The organism is Streptomyces sp. NPDC058955, assembly GCF_042741435.1.
Classification (GTDB): Bacteria; Actinomycetota; Actinomycetes; order Streptomycetales; family Streptomycetaceae; genus Streptomyces.
This window is the reverse complement of sequence record NZ_JBHYKM010000050.1, coordinates 30,389-51,437: the sequence shown is the minus strand read 5'-3', so window position 1 is coordinate 51,437 and position 21,049 is coordinate 30,389. Positions and strand designations below refer to the sequence as shown.

The 21,049-nt window shown below is 74.5% G+C and carries 21 protein-coding genes; 13 read left to right on the top strand and 8 right to left on the bottom strand.

Translation table 11 applies throughout. From position 1 onward, the window contains the following. Positions 1-82 precede the first annotated feature (82 nt). Genes ACFW1I_RS20440 through ACFW1I_RS20425 form a run of 4 tightly spaced genes read right to left on the bottom strand, consistent with a single transcriptional unit; the run spans position 83 to position 5,556 of the window. Positions 83-1,384 carry an MFS transporter gene (locus ACFW1I_RS20440; protein ID WP_384671804.1) on the bottom strand — a complete coding sequence of 434 codons (1,302 nt, stop codon included), beginning with the start codon at positions 1,382-1,384 and terminating at the stop codon, positions 83-85. Beyond that, positions 1,371-3,113, bottom strand: coding sequence for a condensation domain-containing protein (locus ACFW1I_RS20435; protein ID WP_384671802.1), 1,743 nt, complete (start codon positions 3,111-3,113; stop codon positions 1,371-1,373). The genes ACFW1I_RS20440 and ACFW1I_RS20435 overlap by 14 nt, the downstream gene beginning before the upstream one ends. Then, positions 3,110-4,447 carry a DUF6271 family protein gene (locus tag ACFW1I_RS20430; protein WP_384671800.1) on the bottom strand — a complete coding sequence of 446 codons (1,338 nt, stop codon included), beginning with the start codon at positions 4,445-4,447 and terminating at the stop codon, positions 3,110-3,112. Before ACFW1I_RS20430 ends, ACFW1I_RS20435 begins: the two co-directional genes overlap by 4 nt. Beyond that, complete coding sequence (locus ACFW1I_RS20425; protein ID WP_384671798.1) at positions 4,429-5,556, bottom strand: phytanoyl-CoA dioxygenase family protein; 1,128 nt, start codon at positions 5,554-5,556, stop codon at positions 4,429-4,431. The genes ACFW1I_RS20430 and ACFW1I_RS20425 overlap by 19 nt, the downstream gene beginning before the upstream one ends. Before the next feature lie 443 nt (positions 5,557-5,999). On the opposite strand from ACFW1I_RS20425, the gene ACFW1I_RS20420 reads away from it, so the two are divergent. The 3 genes from ACFW1I_RS20420 to ACFW1I_RS20410 are packed head-to-tail and all read left to right on the top strand — an operon-like array spanning position 6,000 to position 7,767. Then, complete coding sequence (locus ACFW1I_RS20420) at positions 6,000-6,866, top strand: hypothetical protein (protein ID WP_384671795.1); 867 nt, start codon at positions 6,000-6,002, stop codon at positions 6,864-6,866. Positions 6,867-6,895: 29 nt separating this feature from the next. Further along, the gene (locus ACFW1I_RS20415; protein WP_384671792.1) at positions 6,896-7,126 is read left to right on the top strand and encodes an acyl carrier protein; all 231 of its coding nucleotides are present in this window, start codon (positions 6,896-6,898) and stop codon (positions 7,124-7,126) included. Continuing rightward, the gene (locus ACFW1I_RS20410) at positions 7,123-7,767 is read left to right on the top strand and encodes a 4'-phosphopantetheinyl transferase family protein (protein WP_384671789.1); all 645 of its coding nucleotides are present in this window, start codon (positions 7,123-7,125) and stop codon (positions 7,765-7,767) included. The genes ACFW1I_RS20415 and ACFW1I_RS20410 overlap by 4 nt, the downstream gene beginning before the upstream one ends. Here ACFW1I_RS20410 and ACFW1I_RS20405 read toward each other — a convergent pair whose 3' ends face one another. Then, positions 7,768-10,158, bottom strand: coding sequence for an ATP-binding cassette domain-containing protein (locus ACFW1I_RS20405; RefSeq protein ID WP_384671786.1), 2,391 nt, complete (start codon positions 10,156-10,158; stop codon positions 7,768-7,770). It lies immediately after the preceding gene. Positions 10,159-10,294: 136 nt separating this feature from the next. Between ACFW1I_RS20405 and ACFW1I_RS20400 the strand changes: the two genes are divergently transcribed. From ACFW1I_RS20400 to ACFW1I_RS20390, 3 genes are all read left to right on the top strand, one after another. Beyond that, complete coding sequence (locus tag ACFW1I_RS20400; protein WP_384671783.1) at positions 10,295-10,588, top strand: ArsR/SmtB family transcription factor; 294 nt, start codon at positions 10,295-10,297, stop codon at positions 10,586-10,588. Next, on the top strand, positions 10,585-10,971 hold the full coding sequence (locus ACFW1I_RS20395) for a VOC family protein (protein WP_384671781.1): 387 nt from the start codon (positions 10,585-10,587) through the stop codon (positions 10,969-10,971). The genes ACFW1I_RS20400 and ACFW1I_RS20395 overlap by 4 nt, the downstream gene beginning before the upstream one ends. A 93-nt stretch (positions 10,972-11,064) precedes the next feature. After that, complete coding sequence (locus ACFW1I_RS20390; protein WP_384671778.1) at positions 11,065-12,594, top strand: hypothetical protein; 1,530 nt, start codon at positions 11,065-11,067, stop codon at positions 12,592-12,594. Here ACFW1I_RS20390 and ACFW1I_RS20385 read toward each other — a convergent pair. Continuing rightward, positions 12,584-13,219, bottom strand: a complete 636-nt coding sequence (locus ACFW1I_RS20385) for a LysE family translocator (RefSeq protein ID WP_384671775.1) — start codon at positions 13,217-13,219, stop codon at positions 12,584-12,586. The two genes, ACFW1I_RS20390 and ACFW1I_RS20385, sit on opposite strands and share 11 nt — an antisense overlap. Before the next feature lie 93 nt (positions 13,220-13,312). Here ACFW1I_RS20385 and ACFW1I_RS20380 point away from each other — a divergent pair, with 93 nt between their 5' ends. After that, the gene (locus ACFW1I_RS20380; protein WP_384671772.1) at positions 13,313-14,077 is read left to right on the top strand and encodes an alpha/beta fold hydrolase; all 765 of its coding nucleotides are present in this window, start codon (positions 13,313-13,315) and stop codon (positions 14,075-14,077) included. 131 nt (positions 14,078-14,208) lie between these two features. Beyond that, entirely contained in the window at positions 14,209-15,936 is a 1,728-nt protein-coding gene (locus ACFW1I_RS20375; protein ID WP_384671770.1) for a glycosyl hydrolase family 8, read from the top strand. Between the two features lie 10 nt (positions 15,937-15,946). Here ACFW1I_RS20375 and ACFW1I_RS20370 read toward each other — a convergent pair whose 3' ends face one another. Beyond that, the gene (locus ACFW1I_RS20370; protein WP_384671767.1) at positions 15,947-16,396 is read right to left on the bottom strand and encodes a hypothetical protein; all 450 of its coding nucleotides are present in this window, start codon (positions 16,394-16,396) and stop codon (positions 15,947-15,949) included. Positions 16,397-16,610: 214 nt separating this feature from the next. Between ACFW1I_RS20370 and ACFW1I_RS20365 the strand changes: the two genes are divergently transcribed. The 5 genes from ACFW1I_RS20365 to ACFW1I_RS20345 all read left to right on the top strand — a co-directional run bounded on the left by ACFW1I_RS20365 (position 16,611) and on the right by ACFW1I_RS20345 (position 20,146). Then, positions 16,611-16,913 (top strand): polyprenyl synthetase, encoded by a 303-nt coding sequence (locus ACFW1I_RS20365; RefSeq protein ID WP_384671765.1) that lies wholly within the window; start codon positions 16,611-16,613, stop codon positions 16,911-16,913. Beyond that, positions 16,906-17,961 (top strand): polyprenyl synthetase family protein, encoded by a 1,056-nt coding sequence (locus ACFW1I_RS20360; RefSeq protein WP_384671763.1) that lies wholly within the window; start codon positions 16,906-16,908, stop codon positions 17,959-17,961. The genes ACFW1I_RS20365 and ACFW1I_RS20360 overlap by 8 nt, the downstream gene beginning before the upstream one ends. Before the next feature lie 20 nt (positions 17,962-17,981). Next, positions 17,982-19,145, top strand: a complete 1,164-nt coding sequence (locus ACFW1I_RS20355; RefSeq protein ID WP_384671761.1) for an oxygenase MpaB family protein — start codon at positions 17,982-17,984, stop codon at positions 19,143-19,145. Positions 19,146-19,223: 78 nt separating this feature from the next. Next, positions 19,224-19,646, top strand: coding sequence for an STAS domain-containing protein (locus tag ACFW1I_RS20350; protein WP_384671759.1), 423 nt, complete (start codon positions 19,224-19,226; stop codon positions 19,644-19,646). Then, positions 19,643-20,146, top strand: coding sequence for an ATP-binding protein (locus ACFW1I_RS20345; protein WP_384671757.1), 504 nt, complete (start codon positions 19,643-19,645; stop codon positions 20,144-20,146). Before ACFW1I_RS20350 ends, ACFW1I_RS20345 begins: the two co-directional genes overlap by 4 nt. Here the strand turns inward: ACFW1I_RS20345 and ACFW1I_RS20340 are convergent. Continuing rightward, positions 20,094-21,020 carry a SigB/SigF/SigG family RNA polymerase sigma factor gene (locus tag ACFW1I_RS20340; RefSeq protein WP_384671806.1) on the bottom strand — a complete coding sequence of 309 codons (927 nt, stop codon included), beginning with the start codon at positions 21,018-21,020 and terminating at the stop codon, positions 20,094-20,096. The genes ACFW1I_RS20345 and ACFW1I_RS20340 overlap by 53 nt on opposite strands. Between the last annotated feature and the right edge of the window lie 29 nt (positions 21,021-21,049).

The window sequence follows — 21,049 nt, the reverse complement described above, 5'->3', positions numbered from 1 at the left end:
TGGTAACCCTCGGGGGACGAGTGGGTGGTCGGGGGGGGGGCCCGGCGGCACGGCGGTCGGGCCGGGCCCCGCACTCACGCGCTCACGGTGCCGTCGTCTCCGCCGGCGCGGGCTCCTTCTCCCGGGGGAGCGGTGCGTCCGGGGCGGGGCCGTCGCGGCGTTCGAGGCGGCGGATGGCGGGGACGCACAGCATCGCGGCCAGCAGGAGGAACGAGACGGCCGAGGAGACGAGCAGGACGCGGTCCGCGCCGAAGTCGTCCGCCACCGGGCCGGCCAGCGCGCGCCCCAGCGGGATCACCATGATCGAGCCGGCGATGTCGTACGCCGAGACCCGGCTGAGCACCGCCAGCGGGACGTGCGACTGCACGCTCGTCGCCCACATCACGCCCCAGAAGGCGAAGCCGCAGCCGGCGATCATGCCCGTGACGGCCGTGAGGGCGAAGTTCCAGCCGAGGGCCGGGGCCAGCGGGTTGAGGGCGAAGAAGAACATCGCGCCCACGCCCGCGACCAGCGGCCGACGGGGCCGCACCCGCATCCCCAGCAGGCCGCCGACGATCGTGCCCAGCCCGTCGGCCGAGGCGATCCAGCCGTACCCGGTGGCGCCGTGCTGCTCGGTGAGGAGCGCCGCGCCCAGCGGCAGCGACGGGCCGAAGACGAAGAGGCCGTACACCGCCCACAGCGAGATGACGCCCCACAGCCAGGACCGGGACCGGAACTCGTGCCAGCCGGTGGCGAGCCGCCGCCACATCGGATCGTCGCTCTCGTCCCGCTCGGCGGCGAGCCCCCGCAGCGGCAGCAGACCACCGGCGCTGACGCCGTACGCCACGGCGATCACCACGAACGACACCGCCCGGTCCCCGTACGCCACCAGGAACCCGGCCAGGCCGGGCCCGATGAGGGTGGCCATCGACTCGGAGATCCGCAGCAGCGCGTTGGCCCGCTGGATGTCGTCGGCGACGCGCGGGACGATGCTCGCGAGGCCCGGCTGGAACATGGCGGTCGCCGCGCCGCTCACCGCCATCAGGGCCATGATCTGCCAGAGCCGTACCCCGCCCGCGGCGAACAGCCCGGCCATGACGAGCATCGCCACCACCCGGACCGCGTCCGCGCCGACCATCATCACCTGCGGGGTGAACCGGTCGGCGAGCACCCCGCCGAAGAGGATGAGCAGCACGATCGGCGCCATCCAGGCGGCGAGCGCGTAGCCCACGCCGGTCGCCCCGAACCCGGAGCCGAGGACCGACGTGGTGACGGAGACCATGAGCATGCCGTCGGCGAGCAGCGAGGCGCTGCGCGCGGTGAAGAAGAGCCGGAAGCGACGCGACCGCCACGGGCTGGGCAGCGGCCCGGCCCCGTGCGCCGCGGCGGTGTCATCGGTGGTCATGTGGCATCTCCCGGCCCGTCCGGCCGGTCCCTTCCCTGAGAATCCGCTGCGCCGCGGCGGACTGCCGCGGCGGGCCCTCGACGAACACGTACCGGTGCGGCGCCAGCACCCCGGGACGCCCCGGCAGCAGCCGCATCAGCGCCGCGTGGACCTGATCGGGAGTCGCTTCCCGGGTGCCTTCGCCGATGTACGCGATCAGCCGCGGGCCCTCCACCACGACCTCGACCGGTCGCCCGCCCAGCGCTTCGGCCAACGCCTCGGCGACGGAGGCGGGGCGGACCCAGCAACCGTCGACCCGTGCCCACTCCGGCCCGCGCGCCACGGGACGCACCCCGGTCGCCTCGGTCAGCGGCCCGGGCGCGTCGAGCGGTACGTCGGCCTCGGCGACGGCCTCCAGGAGCCGGACCAGGCCCGTGGCCAGGTCCTCGGCCGCCGCCCGGGGGAACAGCGCGGGGTCGGCCCAGGTGGCGAGGCGGAGGACCGGCTCCGTCTCGTACACGAAGGTGAGCAGCCGGGTCGGCAGCGACTGCGCCTCGCCCCAGGAGAGTTCCAGCTCCGGGGCGTCCTCGTCCGGGGCGGCGGCTCCGGCGAGGGTGCTGGGCAGGGCGCTGATGTCGTTGTAGACGGCGTCGCGCGCGAACTGGCTGCCGCGTTCGGTCGTGACCCGGCCGATCAGCTCCCACAGGTCGAGCGCGTCGAAGCGGCTGTGCCGGTACGCGTGCATCGCCGCGCCCCACGCCTTGGCGACGAGCGCGTCGAACGACGGGACGCGGACGTCGAGGTCCAGGAGGGCGTCCTGGGAGAGGGTGCTCACCGAGCGGGCCAGCTTCGGCAGGAAGCGGTTCGAGGTGGGGACGGCGGCGACGCAGACGCTCTGGCCGGCCCGGTGGGCGGTGAGCACGCACCAGGCGGTGAGCAGCACCGTGCCGGGCAGCGCGCCGGTGCGCCGGGCGGCGGCGGCCAGCGCCCGGGCGCCGCGCGCGGAGCGGAGGGTGAGGCCGGGGGTGTCGGTCTCGGTGCCGGCGGCGCCGTCCTCGGCGAACATCGCCTGCGGCCCGGTGCGCAGGATGCGTTCCCAATGGGCCAGGGAGGCCGCGGACCTGCGGCGCCCGGCCGGGCTCCGCTCCTCGGCGGCGAGGTCGAGCGGCGTGAGCGCGGTGACCGGCGGCAGCGGCTCGCCCGCGAGGAGGGCGAGCCATTCGTCCCGCAGCACGCCGAGGGCGCTGCCGTCGGTGACGGCGTGGCTGGCGGCGAGGGCGATCCGGACGGGCCGGCCGGCCCGGGCGAGGATCCGCAGCCGCAGCGGGAAGTCGAGGTCGAGACGGAAGCGGGTGTCGCGGGCCGCGCGGGCCACCGCCTCGGCGTATCCGTCGACGTCCTCGGGGAGTTCGTCGTGGTCGAGGACGGTGACGGTGAACGAGCCCTCGGCGGCGACGACTTGTCCGGTGGGGGCGGCTCCGTCGCCCGCCTCGTACGGGAACGTGGTGCGCAGCGCCTCGTGGCGGGCGGTGAGCGCCGCGAGGGCGTCGAGTGTTTGGTCCATGCCGGTGCCGTCGGGGACCGGCCACACGTCGTGGATGTTGATGCCGGCGGGCTCGTCCCGCAGGATGCAGCGGATCATGTTGGCCTGGCCCATGGTGACCGGGCCCCGGCGGGAACCGCCGCCCGTGTAGCGGACGGTGAGGGTGCGCGAGCCGGTGACGCCGTCCGGCGCGGGGGCGGTCGTCATGGCGTCACGACCGGGAGGCGGGAGCCGGGGGGACGGTTCACGGCGGTGCCTTTCGCGTGCGCGGTCAGGGCGTCCCAGGCGTCGACGAGCAGCGCGAAGTCGGCCATGTCGGCGCGGGCTTCGGCGATCAGCCGGTCGCGCCGGGCGGCGAACAGCTCGGCTGCGGTGGCGTACCGGCCGCCGAGGGAGCGGTAGCGGCGGTCGAGGACGTCGAGCCGGCCCTCGTTCCCGGACGGGTCGATCCCGGTGCTGTCGCGCACCAGGGCGGCGACGGCGGCGGGCCGGACCCGCCCGGCGGGGTCGAGGAGGGTGTCGCCGGCCGCGGCGAGGCCCGCGTACACGGCGTCGAGGTGGGCGGTGGCCAGCAGGTACTTGGCGAAGCGGAGCTGGTAGGCGAGGAAGCCGTCGTCCGAACGCCGCTCGTCGGTGTGGTAGTTGACGATGTGCCGGTTGTGCAGGACGCCGGGCAGCCGGGCGTCGCGCACGAGGTGCAGCAGGAAGTAGTCGGTGCCGATGGTGTCGGTGGCGGGCGGCAGCGGCACCCGGCCGTACACCTCCTGGCCGAGGGCGACGTTGCACATGTCGACGCGGGTGGGGCTGACCAGGGTCAGGGTGGTCAGGTCGGTGGTGAAGGGGGTGGAGCCGGCGCCCCGGAACGCCTCGTCGATCAGGTTCCGCCGCCAGATCTCCGGATGGCGGGAGGGCACCGACAGGCCGACGACCTCGTGGTACGCCTCCGGGTCGAGGGCGCGGATCTCGGCGACGTCCACGGAGAGCTCGCCGATGAAGGACGCGCCGGCCAGGACGACCGTCCGGTCCGCGCAGCCGGGGTCGAGCCGGCTGCGGACCACCGTGCCGGCCAGGTCCGCGGCTCGCCGCCCGAGGGCGGCGAGCTCGTGGTGGATCGGGAAGACCGGTGCGCCGTCGAGGAGTTGGTAGCGGCTGTCGGAGTCGCGGCGGTGCACCGAGGTGCAGCCCAGCGCCTCGGCCAGCAGGAAGGCGCGGTTGGTGCAGGCGCCGTACGACACCGCGGCCGGGAGCATCAGGTCGAGCAGCCGCCCGGCTCCGGGGAGCCCGGCCGCCGCCAGGACCTCGCGGAGGAAGGCGCGCTGCCGGTCCTCGTCGAGGTGGTGGACGACGACGCCGGGCGCCGGGGGCAGGGCGGCCACCGCGGCCCGGTGGGCGGCGAGGTCGGCGGGCGCCGAGGAGTCCAGGATCAGCAGGTGCACCTCGACGCCGAACGCGCGGGCCCCGTAGGCGGCTTCCTCGGCGACCGCCGCGATCGTCCCCGTACAGGCGCGGTGGGTGGGCAGGGTCAGGCAGACGCGGCGCACGCGGGCTCCCCGGTGGGCGCGGTCGCGGGCTCCGTCGCGTCGGCGGGGTCGTCGTGCCAGGAGGTGAGCCCCAGCAACCGGGCGCCGAGCGGGGTGAGTTCGGCGGTCGGGTAGCGCTTGGACTCGTGCAGCACGGGGTCGCCGACGAGGGTGCGGTTCCAGCGCGGGGTGCGCAGGTGGCGCCAGGACTCGACGCGGGAGCGGCGCAGCTTCGCGTGCTCCTCCAGGGCGGGCATCATCGACAGGTACTGCACCGCGCGGACCCCGTCGGCGGAGGCGTTGCGGGCCACCCCGTGGGCGAGCAGGCCGTTCCAGATCAGCAGGTCGCCGGGGCGCAGGTCGGGGCGGACGACCGGGTACTCGGCGCGGTCCAGGTCCGGGCGGATCGGGTCGCGGCCGGCGGGCTGGTCCAGCTTCCACTCCTCGAAGCGGCGGAAGAGCTCCGGGTCGCACTGGAAGCCGCCGGTCTCGGGGCTGGTGTCGTTGAGCGCGATGATGCCCTGGACGCGCTGCGGCGGCACGCCGAGCGTGGTGTCGATGTCCCAGTGCAGCTCGATGTCGAAGCCCCGGTCGGTGGGTTCGATGAGGGCCCGGTCGCGGTTGCGGACGTTGGGCGGGTTGAGGTTGAGCCGGTCCAGGGTGACCCACAGCTCCTCGCAGTCCCAGACGTCCACGAAGGCGTCGTAGACCCGCTGGGCCTGGCGGCTGTCCCAGAGCAGCTGGTGGTGGTACGCCTCGACGAAGCCGTAGATGTGCAGCTGCTGGTCCAGTTCGGAGCGGAACGGCCGGTCCTCGTACCAGCTGTCGGGCCGGTCCGGGTCGAGGCCCTGGAAGTCCCAGGCGAAGTCGAGCAGCCGGCGGGCCGCCGCGGCCGGGATCGCCTCGCGCACGACGACGAAGCCGTAGGTCTGCCAGTGCGCGAAGTCCTCCTCGGAGAGCACCCGCAGCGGCCGGGTCTTCCGCAGCTCGCGCAGGGTCGTCGCGGCGAGGTAGGACTCGCCGTCGGTGCTGAAGTACGGGCGCTCGGTGGCCGCCCGGTGCAGGTAGGGGGCGTGCGGGCGGCGCGGGGCGGCGGGGGCGGGGGGCGTGGTCAAGGTCCCTCCAGGCATGGGGTCGGACGGCGTGCGGGCGTGGGGGAGCGGGGCACGGCGGGACGGGGGCGCGGACCTGGCGACGGTGGGGGGACCGCGGGGGACGAGGGACAGAATTGGTGTAGACCATCACCGGTGTCAAGTGACCCGCCGGTATGCCCCGCGTGTCGGCCACCGTCCTAATTCGGGCCGCGGCGCGGAGAGTTGAGGACTCGATCTTTGGTCTAGACAACCTGCGGGCGGCTGGCCTACTGTCCCCACTGCGCGGAGCCGCGACCGACCCGACCCCTCGGTCCGGCCCGACCACCGCGCCCCGGTCGACGGCGACCGCGAGCCAGGCCCTGTCCACCCCCTCCCGGGGCGGCGGCCCGCGCCCGCACGATCCACGCCCGAGCCCCGGCCGGCCCGGCGCGCCGGATCAGGCCCGAGACCGACCGCCCACGCCGAGAGGGAACGGTTCCATGAGAACGACCAGCGCCACGACCCCGCCCGTCCCCGGCCTCCGCAGCCCGGGCCCGGGCCTGATCACGCTGGACCCGGCGCACACCGCCCTGCTGCGCGGCCTCGACACGCTGCTCGCCGGCCTCGCCGCCCGGCTCTCCGCCCCCGAGGTGACCGGCCCGCCGCTGCTCGCCGCGGACGACCTCGCCCGCCTCGACTACTTCCGCAACTTCCCCCATCTCGGCGTCTCCGCCGGGCGGTTCACCCCCGACGCGTACGACGCCCTCGCCGCCGGGCTGCCCCCCGGCGGCCGCCCCCTCGAACCCACCGGCTACCTCCTGCCCTCCGCCACCTGCTACGGACTGCTGCTCTCCCTGGAGGGCACCGACGTCGGCGACGACGGCCTGCGGATCTCCGCCGCCGGACGCTGCTTCCGCAACGAGACCCACTACGACGGCCTGCGCCGCCTCTGGGGCTTCCACATGCGCGAGGTGGTCTACCTCGGCACCAAGGAAGGCGCCCTCGAACACCTGGAACGCGGCGGCGCGTTCATCCAGGAGACCGCCGACCGCCTCGGCCTCGACCTCACCCGCGCCACCGCCGACGACCCCTTCTACGACAAGGGCGGCTCCCGCGCCCGGCTGATGGCCCTCGACCCCGTCAAGCACGAGTACAGCGCCCCCGACGGCACCGCCATCGCCTCCGTCAACCGCCACCGCAACTTCTTCGGCGAACGCCTCGGCATCCGCGCCGGCGACCACGGCCCCGCCTACAGCGCCTGCGTCGCCTTCGGCGTCGAGCGCTGGGTGCACGCCATGCTCCTCGCCCACGGCGGCCCCGAGCAGGCCCTCGACCGGCTCCGCGCCGTCCCCGCCACCCCCGCCTGACCTGCCCGCAACGACTGGAGAACCACCCCATGGAACGCGTCGCCGCCTGGCTCCACGAGAAGAACCCCGGCCTCGACGGGCCGATCGACACCGACGAGGACCTCATCGAGGCCCGGCTCATCGACTCCATGGACTTCCTGGAGTTCATCGACCTCCTGGAGGACATCTCCGGCACGTCGATCGACCTCCAGGAGGTCACCATCGACGACTTCCGCACCCTCGCCCGCGTCCGGGAACGCTTCCTCACCCCCACCGGGTGACCCCCGGCGCCTTCGCGGTCGTCGCCACCACCCGGGAGGTCCTCGGCCACCCCGGCCTCGGACCGCACCTCCTCGCCCCCTGGGAGCGCCGCCGCCTCGCCGCCGTCCGCGTCCCGGCCCGCCGCGACGACGTCCTGGCGGCCCGCCTCCTCGCCCGGGTCTGCGCCGCCCGGATCACCGGCCGGCCCCCGGGCGGGACCGGGCTGCTCGCCCAGTGGTGCCCGCGGTGCCGCCGGGACGGGCACGGCCGCCCCCACCTCCCGGAACACCCCGGGCTCGGCATCAGCCTGAGCCACGCCGACGGCCTCGTCGCGGCCGCGGCCGGGCGGGGCCCGGTCGGCGTCGACGTCGAACCGGCCGCCCGCCGCCCCGGCCCCCTGCCGGTACTGCGCCGGGTGCTCCCGGAAGCCGACCTGCGCGAGGCGGGCGCGCGGGCCGACCCCGGCCCGGCGCTCCTGCGCGCCTGGGTCCGCGCGGAGGCCCGCTTCAAGGCGGGACCGCCGGGGCCGGAGGGCGTACAACACCTCACCGAGTGGACGGACGAGGGGCGCGCGGCCGTCGGGGCCGTGGTCGCCGCCGACCCGCCGTCCCTCCTCCCGCCGTCCGCGGTGCTCGGAGGGCCGGCGGCCGGCCGGGTGTGATCAGGCGCCCACGTACTGCGCCAGGTGCTCGCCGGTGAGGGTGGAGCGCGCGGCGACGAGGTCGGCCGGGGTCCCCTCGAAGACGATCCGGCCGCCGTCGTGGCCCGCGCCGGGGCCGAGGTCCACGATCCAGTCGGCGTGCGCCATCACGGCCTGGTGGTGCTCGACCACGATCACCGACTTCCCCGAGTCCACCAGCCGGTCGAGCAGCCCGAGCAGCTGCTCCACGTCGGCCAGGTGCAGGCCGGTCGTCGGCTCGTCGAGCACGTAGATCCCGCCCTTGTCGCCCATGTGCGTGGCCAGCTTCAGCCGCTGCCGCTCGCCCCCGGACAGCGTGGTCAGCGGCTGCCCCAGGGTGAGGTAGCCGAGGCCCACGTCCACCAGCCGCTCCAGGATCCGGTGCGCCGCCGGGGTGCGGGCCTCGCCCGCGCCGAAGTACGCCTCCGCCTCGGACACCGGCATCGCCAGCACCTCGCTGATGTCCCGGCCGCCCAGCTTGTACTCCAGCACCGCCGCCTGGAACCGCCGGCCCTCGCACTCCTCGCAGGTGGTGGCCACCCCGGCCATCATCGCCAGGTCGGTGTACGTGACGCCGGCGCCGTTGCAGTTCGGGCAGGCGCCCTCCGAATTGGCGCTGAACAGCGCCGGCTTGACGCCGTTGGCCTTGGCGAACGCCTTGCGGATCGGGTCCAGCAGACCCGTGTACGTCGCCGGGTTGCTGCGCCGCGAGCCGCGGATCGGGCTCTGGTCGACCGAGATCACCCCGGCGTCGGCCGGGATCGAACCGTGCACCAGGGAGCTCTTGCCCGAGCCGGCGACACCGGTGATCACCGCGAGGACGCCGAGCGGGAGGTCGACGTCCACCTTCCGCAGGTTGTTCGCGGTCGCCCCGCGGATCGGCAGCACCCCGCTCGCCGTCCGCACCGCCTCCTTCACCGAGGCCCGGTCGTCCAGGTGCCGCCCGGTGACCGTGCCGCTGCCGCGCAGCCCGTCCAGCGTGCCCTCGAAGCAGATCGTGCCGCCGCCGCTGCCGGCACCGGGACCCAGGTCCACCACGTGGTCCGCGATCGCGATCGTCTCCGGCTTGTGCTCCACGACCAGGACCGTGTTGCCCTTGTCCCGCAGCCGCAGCAGGAGTTCGTTCATCCGCTGGATGTCGTGCGGGTGCAGCCCCGCCGTCGGCTCGTCGAAGACGTACGTGACGTCGGTGAGCGACGAGCCGAGGTGCCGGATCATCTTGACCCGCTGCGCCTCGCCGCCCGACAGCGTGCCCGCCGGACGGTCGAGGGCCAGGTAGCCGAGGCCGATCTCCACGAAGGAGTCCAGCGTCTGGCGCAGCGACTCCAGGAGCGGGGCCACCGACGGGTCGTCCAGCTCGCGCACCCACGCGGCCAGGTCGCTGATCTGCATCGCGCAGGCGTCGGCGATGCTGATGCCCTTGATCTTCGAGGAGCGGGCGCCCTCGTTGAGCCGGGTGCCGTCGCACTCCGGACAGACCTGGGTGGTGGTGGCCCGCTCCACGAAGGCCCGGATGTGCGGCTGGAGCGACTCGACGTCCTTGGCCAGGAACGACTTCTGCAGCTTGGGGATCAGGCCCTCGTACGTGACGTTGACGCCCTCGACCTTGACCCGGGTCGCCTCCTTGTACAGCAGCGTGTCCAGCTCGCGCCTGGTGTACTTCCGGATCGGCTTCGCCGGGTCCAGGAGACCGGCGAGGCGGTACGTCCGCCCGTACCAGCTGTCCGCCGTGTAGCCGGGGATGGTCAGCGCGCCCTCGTCGAGCGACTTGGTGTCGTCGTACAGCTCGGCCAGGTCGATGTCGGAGACCCGGCCCCGGCCCTCGCAGCGGGGGCACATGCCGCCGGTGATCTGGAAGCTGGCCTTCTCCTTCACCGTCCGGCCGCCCCGCTGGACGGTGACGGCGCCCGCGCCGCTCACCGAGGGCACGTTGAAGGAGAAGGCCCGCGACGAGCCGATGTGCGGGGTGCCGAGCCGGCTGAAGAGGATCCGCAGCATCGCGTTGGCGTCGGTGGCGGTGCCGACGGTGGAGCGCGGGTCTGCGCCCATCCGCTGCTGGTCGACGATGATCGCGGTGGTCAGCCCGTCGAGCACGTCGACGTCGGGCCGGGCGAGCGTGGGCATGAACCCCTGGACGAAGGCGCTGTACGTCTCGTTGATCAGCCGCTGCGACTCGGCGGCGATCGTGTCGAAGACCAGCGAGCTCTTGCCGGAGCCGGAGACCCCGGTGAAGACCGTCAGCCGGCGCTTGGGGATCTCGACGCTGACGTCCTTGAGGTTGTTCTCGCGCGCGCCGAACACGCGGATCAGTTCGTGACTGTCGGCGAGGTGCGGGGCGGAGGGCGCCGCGCCCTTCCGCTGGGCCGTGCTCAAAGGTGTCTCCCTCGTCAGGGGTGGGCCGGTGCCCGATCCACCTTAGGCGGCGGGTCCGACAGCGGCAGGGGGACGGGAGGGCGGGCGCCGCGCGCCGCGCTTGATAGGCAAGCGGTGACTTGCCTATCGTGGCGGCATGGAGGAGGATCTGTTCAAGGCGCTGGCCGACCCGACGCGCCGGGTGATCCTCGACGAGCTGACCGAACGGAACGGACAGTCGCTCTTCGAGATATGCGCCCGGCTGGCGACCCGGCACGGCCTCGCCATCTCCCGGCAGGCGGTCAGCCAGCACCTCGCCGTGCTGGAGGCCGCCGGCCTGGTCACGGCCCGTCGTGAGGGCCGCTACAAGTTCCACGACCTCGACCCCCGCCCCCTGGAGCACATCGTCACGCGATGGCTCGCCCCCGCACCCCCGGAGGACACCCCATGAGGATCAACCTGGCCAGCGTCTTCGTCGACGACCAGGAGAAGGCGCTCCGCTTCTACACCGACGTGCTCGGCTTCGTGCTCAAGCACGACGTGCCGATCGGCGAGGACCGCTGGATCACGGTCGTCTCCCCGGAGGCCCCAGACGGCACCGAGCTCGTCCTGGAACCCTCGGGCCACCCCGCCGTCCCCCCGTACAAGGAGGCCCTGGTCGCCGACGGCATCCCGGCCACCTCCTTCGCCGTCGACGACGTCCACGCCGAACACACCCGCCTCACCGCCCTCGGCGTCCGCTTCACCCAGCCCCCGGTCGCCATGGGCCCGGTCACCACGGCAGTCCTCGACGACACCTGCGGCAACCTCATCCAGCTCGCGCAGTACAACTAGGGCGTCGCCGGCGGCGAGGCGACCGGGGAGGCGCAGGCCCCGCACGCGGAAATCCGGGTGCGCCGCGCGCTGCCCCCGGGAAGGATGCCGGTCGTGTCCTCCCTCTGCGGGCTCGCCGCCAACCCCGCCCTGCCGGCCGCGGATCTCGACCGGCTGGTCGCCCTCGCCGACGAGGAGGTCGCGGACGTCCTCCTCGGTCGTCCCGACCTCGGCGGCGCGCGGGCGCTCGCCCTGGCGCACCGCGTCGAGGGAGTCGCCAGGACTCTGGCGTACACCGGTCGGCTCGCCGCCGACGACATCGACCCCGTCCTCCGGCCGGACGCGGCGCTCGCCCTGCTCGACCGGGGGGCGGGGCCCGCCGCCTGGGCGCGCCGTTTCGCGGCGGATCCGGACCGCGAGCGGAGGGAGAAGCTGGCGGCCTGTCCCGGACTCCCCTCCGACGTGATCGAGACGCTGGCCGCGGACCCCGAGCCGGACGTCGTCGTCGAACTCGCCCTCTTCGGTGACGCGGAGACGACCGCGCGGCTCGCCTCGCATCCGCACGCCTCGGTACGCGCCGCCGTGGCCGCGAACGAGGCGACTCCGCCCGCCGTGCTGGCGGCGCTGCTCACGGGGGAGGGGCTGCCGCCGGTCCGGCACTGCCGGGTCTGCGACCAGGAGGAGATCCCCTTCGTTCACGACGGGCAGTGCGGGCGCCGGGACTGCGTCCTGCTGCCGGGCGCCGCCTGCGACGGCACCCACGCGTCCGCCGTCCACGGCATGCGCGTGGCGGCGCTCGGCAACCCCGCCACCCCCGCCGAGGCCGTGGCCCGCTTCGCCGACCACCCCGACCCCATGGCACGGTGGGCGCTCGCCGGTCGTCCCGACCTGCCTGCCGCGGCCTGCGCCGCGCTCGCCGGCGACCCGCTCCCGGGCATCCGCGCGGACCTCGCCGCGAACCCCGCCGTCGACGCGTCCCTCGCCCGGACCATGGCGGCCGACCCCGTCGCCGAGGTGCGCCGCGCGCTCGCCCACCACCCCCACCTCCCCCTCGATGTGCTCACCGACCTGGCCCGCACCACCAAGCTCGGCTCCACCCTCCCGCCCCGGATCGCCGGCGCCTCCCGGACCGAGACCGAGACGCTGGCCGCCTCGCCGGATCCGGCGCTCCGGATGCTCGTCGCCCACCGCCGCGACCTGCCGCCGCCGACGCGCGACCGGCTGGCCGACGACGCCGACGCGAAGGTGGCGGCAGCCGTCGCCCCGCACCCGGGGCTCACCGAGGCCACGCTGCGCCGCATGATCGCCCGGCACGGCACCCAGGTCCTTGCCGGGGTCGCGGCCAATCCGGACACGCCCCCGGCCCTCCTGGAGGAGTTGGCCCGCCGCGAGCCGCCGGTGCGCAAGGTCCTCCGGGAGGTCGCCCGGCACCCCGCGGCCACGCCCGCCGCGCTGCTCGCCTGCCTGACGGACGACCGGGCGCGGCGCTCGGCCGCCGGTCACCCGGCCCTTCCGCCGTCGGCACTCGCCGAGCTGGTCACCCATCAGGACGGGCAGGTACGGGAGGCGGCGGCGGCTCATCCGTCCCTGCCGCAGGCCGTCATGGCGGACCTGCTGCGGCGCGGCGACGGCGTCAGTCGCTGACCGCCAGGCGTACCGCGAAGGCTCCGATCACCGTGCCCGTGACCCGGTCCAGGACCCGGCGTGCCCGGGGGCCGCGCAGCCAGGCGCCGAGGGCGGTCGCGGAGGCGATGAGGACCGTCGACCAGAGCATGCCGAGGACGACGTGGACGGAGGTCAGCGCCAGGCCCATCGCGAAGTGCGGCGCCTCGGCGGGGATGAACTGCGGCAGGACGGCGACGTAGAAGACGCCGACCTTGGGGTTGAGGAGGTTCGTCAGCGTGCCCTGGCGCCAGCCGCCGAAGAGCGTGTCGGCGCCGCCGACCTCCACCTCCGCGTGCGTCCCGGTGCCGTCGCGCCGGAACGTCTCGGCGATCATGCGTACCGCCATCCACAGCAGATAGGCGGCGCCCGCCCAGCGCAGGGTCTCGTACGCGAGGTGCGAGGCGGTCAGCAGGGCCGTCACGCCCAGCGAGGTCAGCGCGCCCCAGATCAGCGTGCCGGTCTGGATGCCGAGGACGACGCCCCAGGCCCGGGTGCGGCGGCCGAGCGCGGCCGTGCGCAGGATGAGGGCCGAGTCGAGGCCCGGAGTGAGGGTGAGGAGTCCCACGACGAGAGCGAAGGACCAGAGTGCGGTGCTCGATGCCATGGAAGGCCACCGTAGCGCAGCCCGGACCGCCGCCGGCCGTGCACCCGTCCCACCGGTCGGCGGGGCGGGCCGGTGCGTCCCTAGGGTGGCCGCATGAGAGAACTGCTTCTGGCGGACCCGCGGGCGTACCTGCGGTGGATCGACCTCCCGGGCGACGGCCCGGTCCGCGTCTACCTCCACGGCCTCGGCTGCACGGCCGCCTCCGACTTCGCGCACATCGCCACCCACCCGGCCCTGGGCGGCGGCCGCGCCCTGTTGGTCGACCTGCTGGGGCACGGACTGAGCGACCGCCCCGCCGACTTCGACTACCGGCCCGAGGGGCAGGCCGCGGCCGTCGCCGCGCTCCTCGACCACCTCGACCTCGCCGGCGTCGACCTCGTCGGCCACTCCATGGGCGGGGCCGTCGCCCTCCACCTGGCCGCGGCCCGGCCCGGGCGGATCGCCCGGGTGGTGGTCGCGGAGCCCAACCTGTACGCGGGCGGAGGCGCGTTCAGCACCCCGGTGGCGCGCCAGACGGAGGAGGAGTTCGTCCGGGTCGGGTTCTCCAGGATGCTGGCGCTCGCCGACCGGGGCGACTACGCGGCGCGGCTGCGGCTCGCCGACCCGCGGGCCGTGCACCGCTGCGCGGTCGCGCTGGTGGAGGGCGGCGACCCGGAGGCCGGCGACGTGCTCGGCGCCCTCGCGATGCCCCGGGCGTTCCTGGTCGGCGAGAAGAGCCTGCCGGACCCGGCCGCGGAGCAGGCGGCGGCGATGGGCGTGCCCGTCCTGGAGGTGGCGGCCGCGGGCCACAACATGATGCTCGACAACCCGGACGGCTTCGCCGCCGCCCTGGCCCGGGCCCTGACGCTCCCCCGATAGATACCGGCCACGCCGACGGGGGCCCCGCGCAGAGGTCTTGCGCCGGGCCCCCGCCGCTCTCTACGCTCGGCGCGCCGATGGTTAGGAACGTTTCCTAACGAGCGATGGCCGTGAAGTGAAAGGGAGTTGTCATGCGCCGACGAAGCCTCCTCGCGCGAAGCGCCACCCCACACACCGCCGTTCCACGCACCGCCGTTCCACGAAAGACCGTCCCGCGCACCGTCGTCCCGCTCGGACTCGCCGCGCTCCTCGCCCTGCCCCTCACCGTCCTCCCCGGGACCGACGCCGAGGCCGCCGACAGCCTCGTCTCCGCCGGCAAACCGGCCGCCTCCTCCTCCGTGGAGGGCTCGGGCTTCGCCCCCGGCCTCGCCGTGGACGGCAGCTCCACCACCCGCTGGGCCAGCCTCGAAGGCGTCGACCCCCAGTGGATCCGGATCGACCTCGGGGCGAACCACACCCTGTCCCGGGTGAAGCTCGACTGGGAGGCCGCGTACGCGAAGACGTACCGCATCCAGACCTCGGCCGACGGCTCCACCTGGACCGACGTCTACACGACGACGACCGGCGACGGCGCCGTCGACGACCTCGCGGTCTCCGGCAGCGGCCGGTACGTCCGGATGTACGGGACCGGACGGGGCACCCCGTACGGCTACTCGCTCTGGGAGTTCCAGGTCTACGGCGCGCCCACGGGCGGAGGCGGCGGCACCGGCCCCGCCGTCCCCTTCGGCAGCCACCTCAAGCCCTACGCGGCCGGCATGCTCAAGCCCTCCGGCACCCAGGCCGCGCTCGACCAGAAGGTCGTCGACTACTACAACCGCTGGAAGTCCGCCTTCGTCCGGCAGAACTGCGGCAACGGCTGGTACCAGGTCATCTCGCCCGACGCCGACCACCCGTACGTCGCCGAGGCCCAGGGCTACGGCATGGTCGTCACCGCCACCATGGCCGGCGCCGACCCCGACGCGAAGAAGATCTTCGACGGCATGGTCAAGTGGAAGCTGGACCACCCGTCCTCCATCAACCCCGACCTCCTCGCCGCCGAACAGGACGTCAACTGCCGCAGCGTCAACGGCGGGGACGGCGCCACCGACGGCGACATGGACGTCGCCTACGGCCTGCTCCTCGCCGACAAGCAGTGGGGCAGCGGCGGCACGTACGACTACAAGGCGCTCGCCCTCAAGCACATCGCCGCCATCAAGAAGGACGAGCTGAACCCCACCACCAAGCTGCTCAAGCTCGGCGACTGGTCCAGCTCGGGCGACCAGTACTACTACATCTCCCGCACCTCGGACTGGATGGTCGACCACTTCCGCGCCTTCCGGGCCGCCTCCGGCGACACCACCTGGGACGCCGTCCGCACCGCCCACCAGACGCAGATCGCCAACCTCCAGTCCGGCTACGCCCCCGGCACCGGACTCCTGCCCGACTTCGTCGTCGACACCGCCACCAGCCCCAAGCCGGCCCCGAACCAGGTGCTTGAGGACCCCAACGACGGCCAGTACTGGTGGAACGCCTGCCGCACCCCGTGGCGCATCGCCGACGACGCCGTGACCAGCGGCGACGCCAAGTCCCTCGCCGCGGCCCGCAAGCTGAACACCTGGATCAAGGGCAAGACCGGCGGCGACCCGAACAGGATCGGCATCGGCTACAAGCTCAACGGCACCCAGATCGCCTCCGGCAGCGAGGCCGCCTTCTTCGCGCCCTTCGCCGTCGCCGCCATGACCGACTCCGGCAGCCAGGCCTGGCTGGACGCGCTGTGGAACAAGATGCTGGCCACGCCGATCGACACCAGCAGCTACTTCTCCGCCAGCATCCAGCTCCAGGTGATGATCACGGTGTCCGGCAACCACTGGGTCCCGTAGGCGCCCCGGGTCACTCCCCGGGCGCCAGGCCCTCCCGGGGATCGGCGCGGACCGCCGCCTGCCAGACGGTGGGTCCGCAGCCTTCCCCGTTCGGGGTCACCTTGCGCAGGGCGACCCGCACGGCGCCGTCGTGGACGACCCGGCCGCCTTGGGCCGGGTCGGTGACCGAGAGGCGCACCGCCACCTCCCGCGGCCCGTCCTCCTCCGGCAGCCGCACCTGGAGGGAGCCGAACGGGAACTCCCGAAGCGACTCGCGCTCCCGGCACTCCTCGTCCGCGCACAGCCGGAAGCGCGCGCCGTCGGGGTAGGCCGCCGGATCCCAGGACACCGACACACCGGAATCGGCTCCGATCAGGGTGCAGACCCGCCCCGGCCCGAGCCGGCAGCCGCTCGCCGTCAGCAGCGCGGTGACGGCGACCGCGAAGGCGGCCGAGGGGACGCGGCGGGTCGGACGCGGCACGGGACGAGGGGGTGTCCGGATCATGGAAGTCAACTACAGCGTGCTCGCGGAAAGTTCAACCACACCCCACGACGGCGCCCGCCGCCCCGAACTCCCGACCATGATCACCTGAAGGAGTGAGCGGACCGCCGGCGCGGTCCGCTCATGGTCCATCCTGGCCCGGTACGTCCCGTCGCGGACGCTCCCACCCCCCTTCCCCCAGGAGCCGGCCGGCATGACCAACCGCACCGACCGAGGCGAACGCCCCGACGAACAGGCCCTGTTGCTCGTCGCCGGCCTCGCCGACCTGATGGTGGACACCCTCGGCACCGCCGTCGGCTCGTTCCGCTCCCTCCTCGGACGGTCCGACTCCGCGGACCTCGCCCAGGACGCCGCCGCCGACCTCCGCGCCCGCGGCCGGCTCGCCCTCGACCGCCTCACCCCCGGCGTCGACGGCGCCGGCGGCCCCGCCCACATGGAGGTCCTGGCCCGCGAGGCCCTCGCCCGCCGGGCCGCCGCGGCGACCCCCGATGAGTGACGTCTGGGCGCCGGAGGCGTTCAAGACCCGCACCGACACCGTCCTCGCCGGCTTCCTCGACGACGAGGCCGCCGCACTCCTCGCCGTCGACGAAGCCCTCGCCCCGCTCGCCGAAGCCCTCCGCGCCGCCGCCCGGCACGGCAAACGGCTCCGCGCCGCCTTCTGCTACTGGGGCTGGCGCGCCGCGGGACAACCCGACAGCGACGCCCTGATGCGGGCCGCCGCCGCCATGGAACTCGTCCATGCGGCCGCCGTCGTCCACGACGACCTCATCGACGACAGCCCGCTCCGGCACGGCCGCCCCACCGCCCACCACGCCTTCGCGGCCCTGCCGCACCCCCGCGGGCGCCCCAGGACCGCGGCCCGCGCGCTCGCCCTGCTCCTCGGCGACCACCTGATGGCCCTCGCCGGCCGCCTCTACGCCGAGTCCGGGCTGCCCGCCGCGTACCTCTCCCGCGGCCGCCCCCTCTGGGCCGCCCTCGCGCGCGAACTCGTCGCCGGCGAAGCCCTGGAGATCCTGCACACCGGCGGCCTCCCGGACACCGGCACCTCCCTCAAGGTGATCCGCTACAAGACGGCCAAGTACACCGTCGAACAGCCCCTCCTGCTCGGCGCCCTGCTCGCCGGCGCCCCCGCCGCGCTCCGCGAGGGACTCTCCCGCTACGGGCTGCCGCTCGGCGAGGCGTTCCAGCTCCGCGACGACCTGCTCGGCCTCTTCGGCGACCCCGCCCGCACCGGCAAGGCCCCCCTCGACGACCTCCGCACCGCCCGGCCCACCGTGCTGCTCGCCGAGACCTGGAGCGCCGCCGACGCCGCCCAGCGCGACCTGCTGCGCCGGACCCTCGCCGGGGACGGACCGCCGGACGACGACGGGCTGCGGGAGGTGCGCGCCCTCATGGCCGAGCTCGGCGCGCCCGCCCGCGTCGAGCGGATGATCGCCGGCCGCGTCGAGGAGGCCGTCCGCGCCCTCGACGAACTCGACCTGCCCGGCCCCGCCCACCGCGCCCTCGCCGACCTGGCCCACCGCGCCGCCGTCCGCCACCACTGAACCGACCCTGGAGCGCTCCCGTGACCAGCACCCCCACCGAGGCGTCCCTCGACGCCCTGCGCCACAGCGGCGACGAGCTCGCCGACGCGGTCGTCGCGACCCTCTTCGAGCGGGGCGAGGTCGGCCTCTTCAACTCCCTCATGCGGTACGTCTCCGTCTCCGGCCAGGAGCTGCCCGCCGGGCTCCCCGACGTGGCCCGCGACTACCTGGAGGCCACCGCCGTGCCGCCCGCCTGGGTGGACTGGAACGAGATGGAGAAGGCCCGGCTCTTCTTCACCGACAACAACGTCCACATCAACACCGCCCTCTCCTACGCCGCCATGCCCGCCTGCTACGTCGTGCCGCGCGTGGCCAGGCTGCTCTCCGCCACCCACGGGCTGCGCTACCCGAGCAAGCGGATGGCCGAGACCGGCCAGTTCACCGTCTACCTCATGCGGCCGGACGCCTTCGAGGCCGGCGGGCGGTTCGTGCCCGCCGCCCAGAAGGTCCGCCTCCTGCACGCTTCCATCCGCCACCACCTGATCCGCTCCGACCGCTGGGACACCGCCGCCGACGGCGTGCCCATCTGCCAGGAGGACATGATCGGCGGGCAGATGTTCTTCTCGATGCTGGTCCTCGACAGCCTCCACCGGCTCGGCATCCACATGTCCACCGAGGGCGCCGAGGCGTACTACTACGCCTGGCGGGTCGTCGGCGCGATGCTCGGCGTCGACCAGGAAGCCGTGCCCAAGACCCTCGACGAGGCCCGCCGGTACCTCGACGCCTACCTGCTGCGGTACATGGCCCCCTCGGAGGAGGGCGTCCTGCTCACCCGGCAGCTGATCGACCTGTACGAGGAGGTCGTCCCCGGCACCTTCTTCGACCCGGTGGTCTCCGCCCTCATCCGCCACCTCGTCGGCGACACCTGCGGCGACTGGCTCGGCGTGCCCCGCAGCCGCTGGGACACCGCGGTGAAGGCCGTGCCCGCGCTGCTCGGCGTTTTGGAGTCGGTGGAGGACGCCTCGCCGTTCGCCGCCTGGGCGCTCGACCGGCTCGGCCACCTCACCTCGGTCTTCGAGCTGTCCACGCTGACCCGCGGCCGGGTGATGCACTACGCCATCCCGGAGCACCTCAGGAAGGAGTACGGCGTCGACACGGGCGTGTCCCGCAAGAGCCGCTGGACCCCGCCGCCGGCCACCGTCTGACCCTGCCCCGGGGCGGCTTAGTCGCAGACTGTCTCGAACTGTCAGAAAATGGACTCACCTGGTGAAGGTGAGGCACGCATGGACAGCGAGCGCAACGGGCTCGGCGCGGAGCCGCCGGCCGGCCGGAGCGATCGGTTCTCGGTGGAGGTCCGGTCCGGCTGGGGCACCGAGACCGTCGTCGTCGTCCCGCTCGGCGAACTCGACCACGACACGGTCGAACCGCTGCGCACCGCCCTGGAGAAGCACGCGGACGCGGCCCGGATCGTCGTCGACTGCGCCGGGCTCGACTTCTGCGACTCCACCGGCCTGAACCTGCTGCTCAGGGCCCGCTCGCGGGCCCTGGACGCCGGGTCGCGGCTGGACCTGGCCGGGCTGCGAGCCCCCGTCGACCGCATGTTCGAGATCACCGGGGCCCTCCACGTCTTCCAGGTGTACGCCGACGTGGGCGCCGCCCTCGCCGCCGACGGGACGGGCGACGCCCGCCCCGAGGGGCCGGAGTGACGGGCCCTCCGGCCGTGCGGGAGGGCGAGATGAGCCAGGGCGACGGGACCCCTGCGCAGACCCGCCGCCTCCTGCTGCACGGCAGCGCGGGCGCGGTCTCCCGCTGCCGCGACTTCACCGCGCGGGCGCTCGCCGACTGGGGCTGGACCCCCGCCGAGAGCCCCCGCGCCAGGGAGCGCGTCGAGGACGTGCTGCTGCTGGTCTCCGAGGTGGTCACCAACGCCTGTCTGCACGGCGGGGGACCCGAGGAGTTCGTCCTCCGGCACGCCGACGGGCTGCTGCGCGTCGAGGTCGCCGACCGGAGCCCCGAGCACCCGCGCCGGGTGGCGCCCCGCTCGCCCTCGCTGCCCGGCGGTCACGGGCTGATGGTCCTCGACCGGCTGGCGAGCGACTGGGGCTCCTCCGACCGGGGACCGGGCGCCCCGGGCAAGGTGGTGTGGCTGGAGGTCAGCAGGGCGTCCGGTCCGCCGTGGCGCCGTCGTCCAGGAGACCGCTCCTGAGCTCCCCGAGGATCCGGGCGAGCAGCCGGGAGACGTGCATCTGGGAGAGGCCGACCCGCTCGCCGATCTCGGCCTGGGTCAGCTCCTCGCCGAAGCGCAGCGAGAGGATCAGCCGGTCACGGGTGTCGAGCCGGGCCAGCAGCGGCCGGAGCGAGTCCAGGTCGTCGATCAGCTCGTAGGCGGGCTCCTCGACGGCGGTGCGCCGGCCGGCGGTCCCGCTCGGGGTGCGGCCGGGGTCGTCGTCGCCGATCGGGGCGTCCAGGGAGCTGGCGGTGTAGGCGTTGGCGGCGAGCTCGCCCTCCGCGACCTCCTCCGGCGTCAGGTGCAGCCGCTCGGCCAGCTCCGCCCGGTCGGGTCGGTGACCGTCCCGCTGCTCCAGCGCGTCGGACGCCTTGGCCAGGTCGATCCGCAGCTCCTGGAGGCGGCGCGGCACCCGGACGGCCCAGCCGGTGTCCCGGAAGAAGCGCTTCATCTCGCCGACGATGGTCGGCAGCGCGAACGCGGAGAACTCCACCCCGCGCTCCGGGTCGAACCGGTCGATCGCCTTGATCAGCCCGATCGTGCCCACCTGCACGATGTCCTCCATCGGCTCGGGCCGGGCGCGGAACCGCCGGGCGCCGAACTTCACCAGGCTCAGGTTCAGCTCCACCAGGGTGTTGCGTACGTACGCGTGCTCCGGAGAGCCTTCGTCGAGGGCGACGAGCCGCTGGAACAGCGCCACGGACAGCGTCCGGGCGTCGTCCGTCGTCGCCTCGGTCGGGTTCTCCGGTTCGGACAGGCCCCCGAGCGCCCGGCGCCGGACGGCCGCCGCGTGCGGGCGAGGGGCCGCGCGGGGGGGCGGCCCCGCGGGGGATGTGGGTCGGGCCCTGGTGATTGTTTTGCGCTCGACGGGTGCCGGGGACC

Excerpts from the sequence above, each read along its gene's own strand:
- ACFW1I_RS20440 (WP_384671804.1), bottom strand. The coding sequence starts at position 1,384 with ATGACCACCGATGACACCGCCGCGGCGCACGGGGCCGGGCCGCTGCCC.
- ACFW1I_RS20435 (WP_384671802.1), bottom strand. The coding sequence starts at position 3,113 with ATGACGACCGCCCCCGCGCCGGACGGCGTCACCGGCTCGCGCACCCTC.
- ACFW1I_RS20425 (WP_384671798.1), bottom strand. The coding sequence starts at position 5,556 with ATGCCTGGAGGGACCTTGACCACGCCCCCCGCCCCCGCCGCCCCGCGC.
- ACFW1I_RS20420 (WP_384671795.1), top strand. The coding sequence starts at position 6,000 with ATGAGAACGACCAGCGCCACGACCCCGCCCGTCCCCGGCCTCCGCAGC.
- ACFW1I_RS20415 (WP_384671792.1), top strand. The coding sequence starts at position 6,896 with ATGGAACGCGTCGCCGCCTGGCTCCACGAGAAGAACCCCGGCCTCGAC.
- ACFW1I_RS20400 (WP_384671783.1), top strand. The coding sequence starts at position 10,295 with ATGGAGGAGGATCTGTTCAAGGCGCTGGCCGACCCGACGCGCCGGGTG.
- ACFW1I_RS20395 (WP_384671781.1), top strand. The coding sequence starts at position 10,585 with ATGAGGATCAACCTGGCCAGCGTCTTCGTCGACGACCAGGAGAAGGCG.
- ACFW1I_RS20385 (WP_384671775.1), bottom strand. The coding sequence starts at position 13,219 with ATGGCATCGAGCACCGCACTCTGGTCCTTCGCTCTCGTCGTGGGACTC.
- ACFW1I_RS20380 (WP_384671772.1), top strand. The coding sequence starts at position 13,313 with ATGAGAGAACTGCTTCTGGCGGACCCGCGGGCGTACCTGCGGTGGATC.
- ACFW1I_RS20375 (WP_384671770.1), top strand. The coding sequence starts at position 14,209 with ATGCGCCGACGAAGCCTCCTCGCGCGAAGCGCCACCCCACACACCGCC.
- ACFW1I_RS20365 (WP_384671765.1), top strand. The coding sequence starts at position 16,611 with ATGACCAACCGCACCGACCGAGGCGAACGCCCCGACGAACAGGCCCTG.
- ACFW1I_RS20360 (WP_384671763.1), top strand. The coding sequence starts at position 16,906 with ATGAGTGACGTCTGGGCGCCGGAGGCGTTCAAGACCCGCACCGACACC.
- ACFW1I_RS20350 (WP_384671759.1), top strand. The coding sequence starts at position 19,224 with ATGGACAGCGAGCGCAACGGGCTCGGCGCGGAGCCGCCGGCCGGCCGG.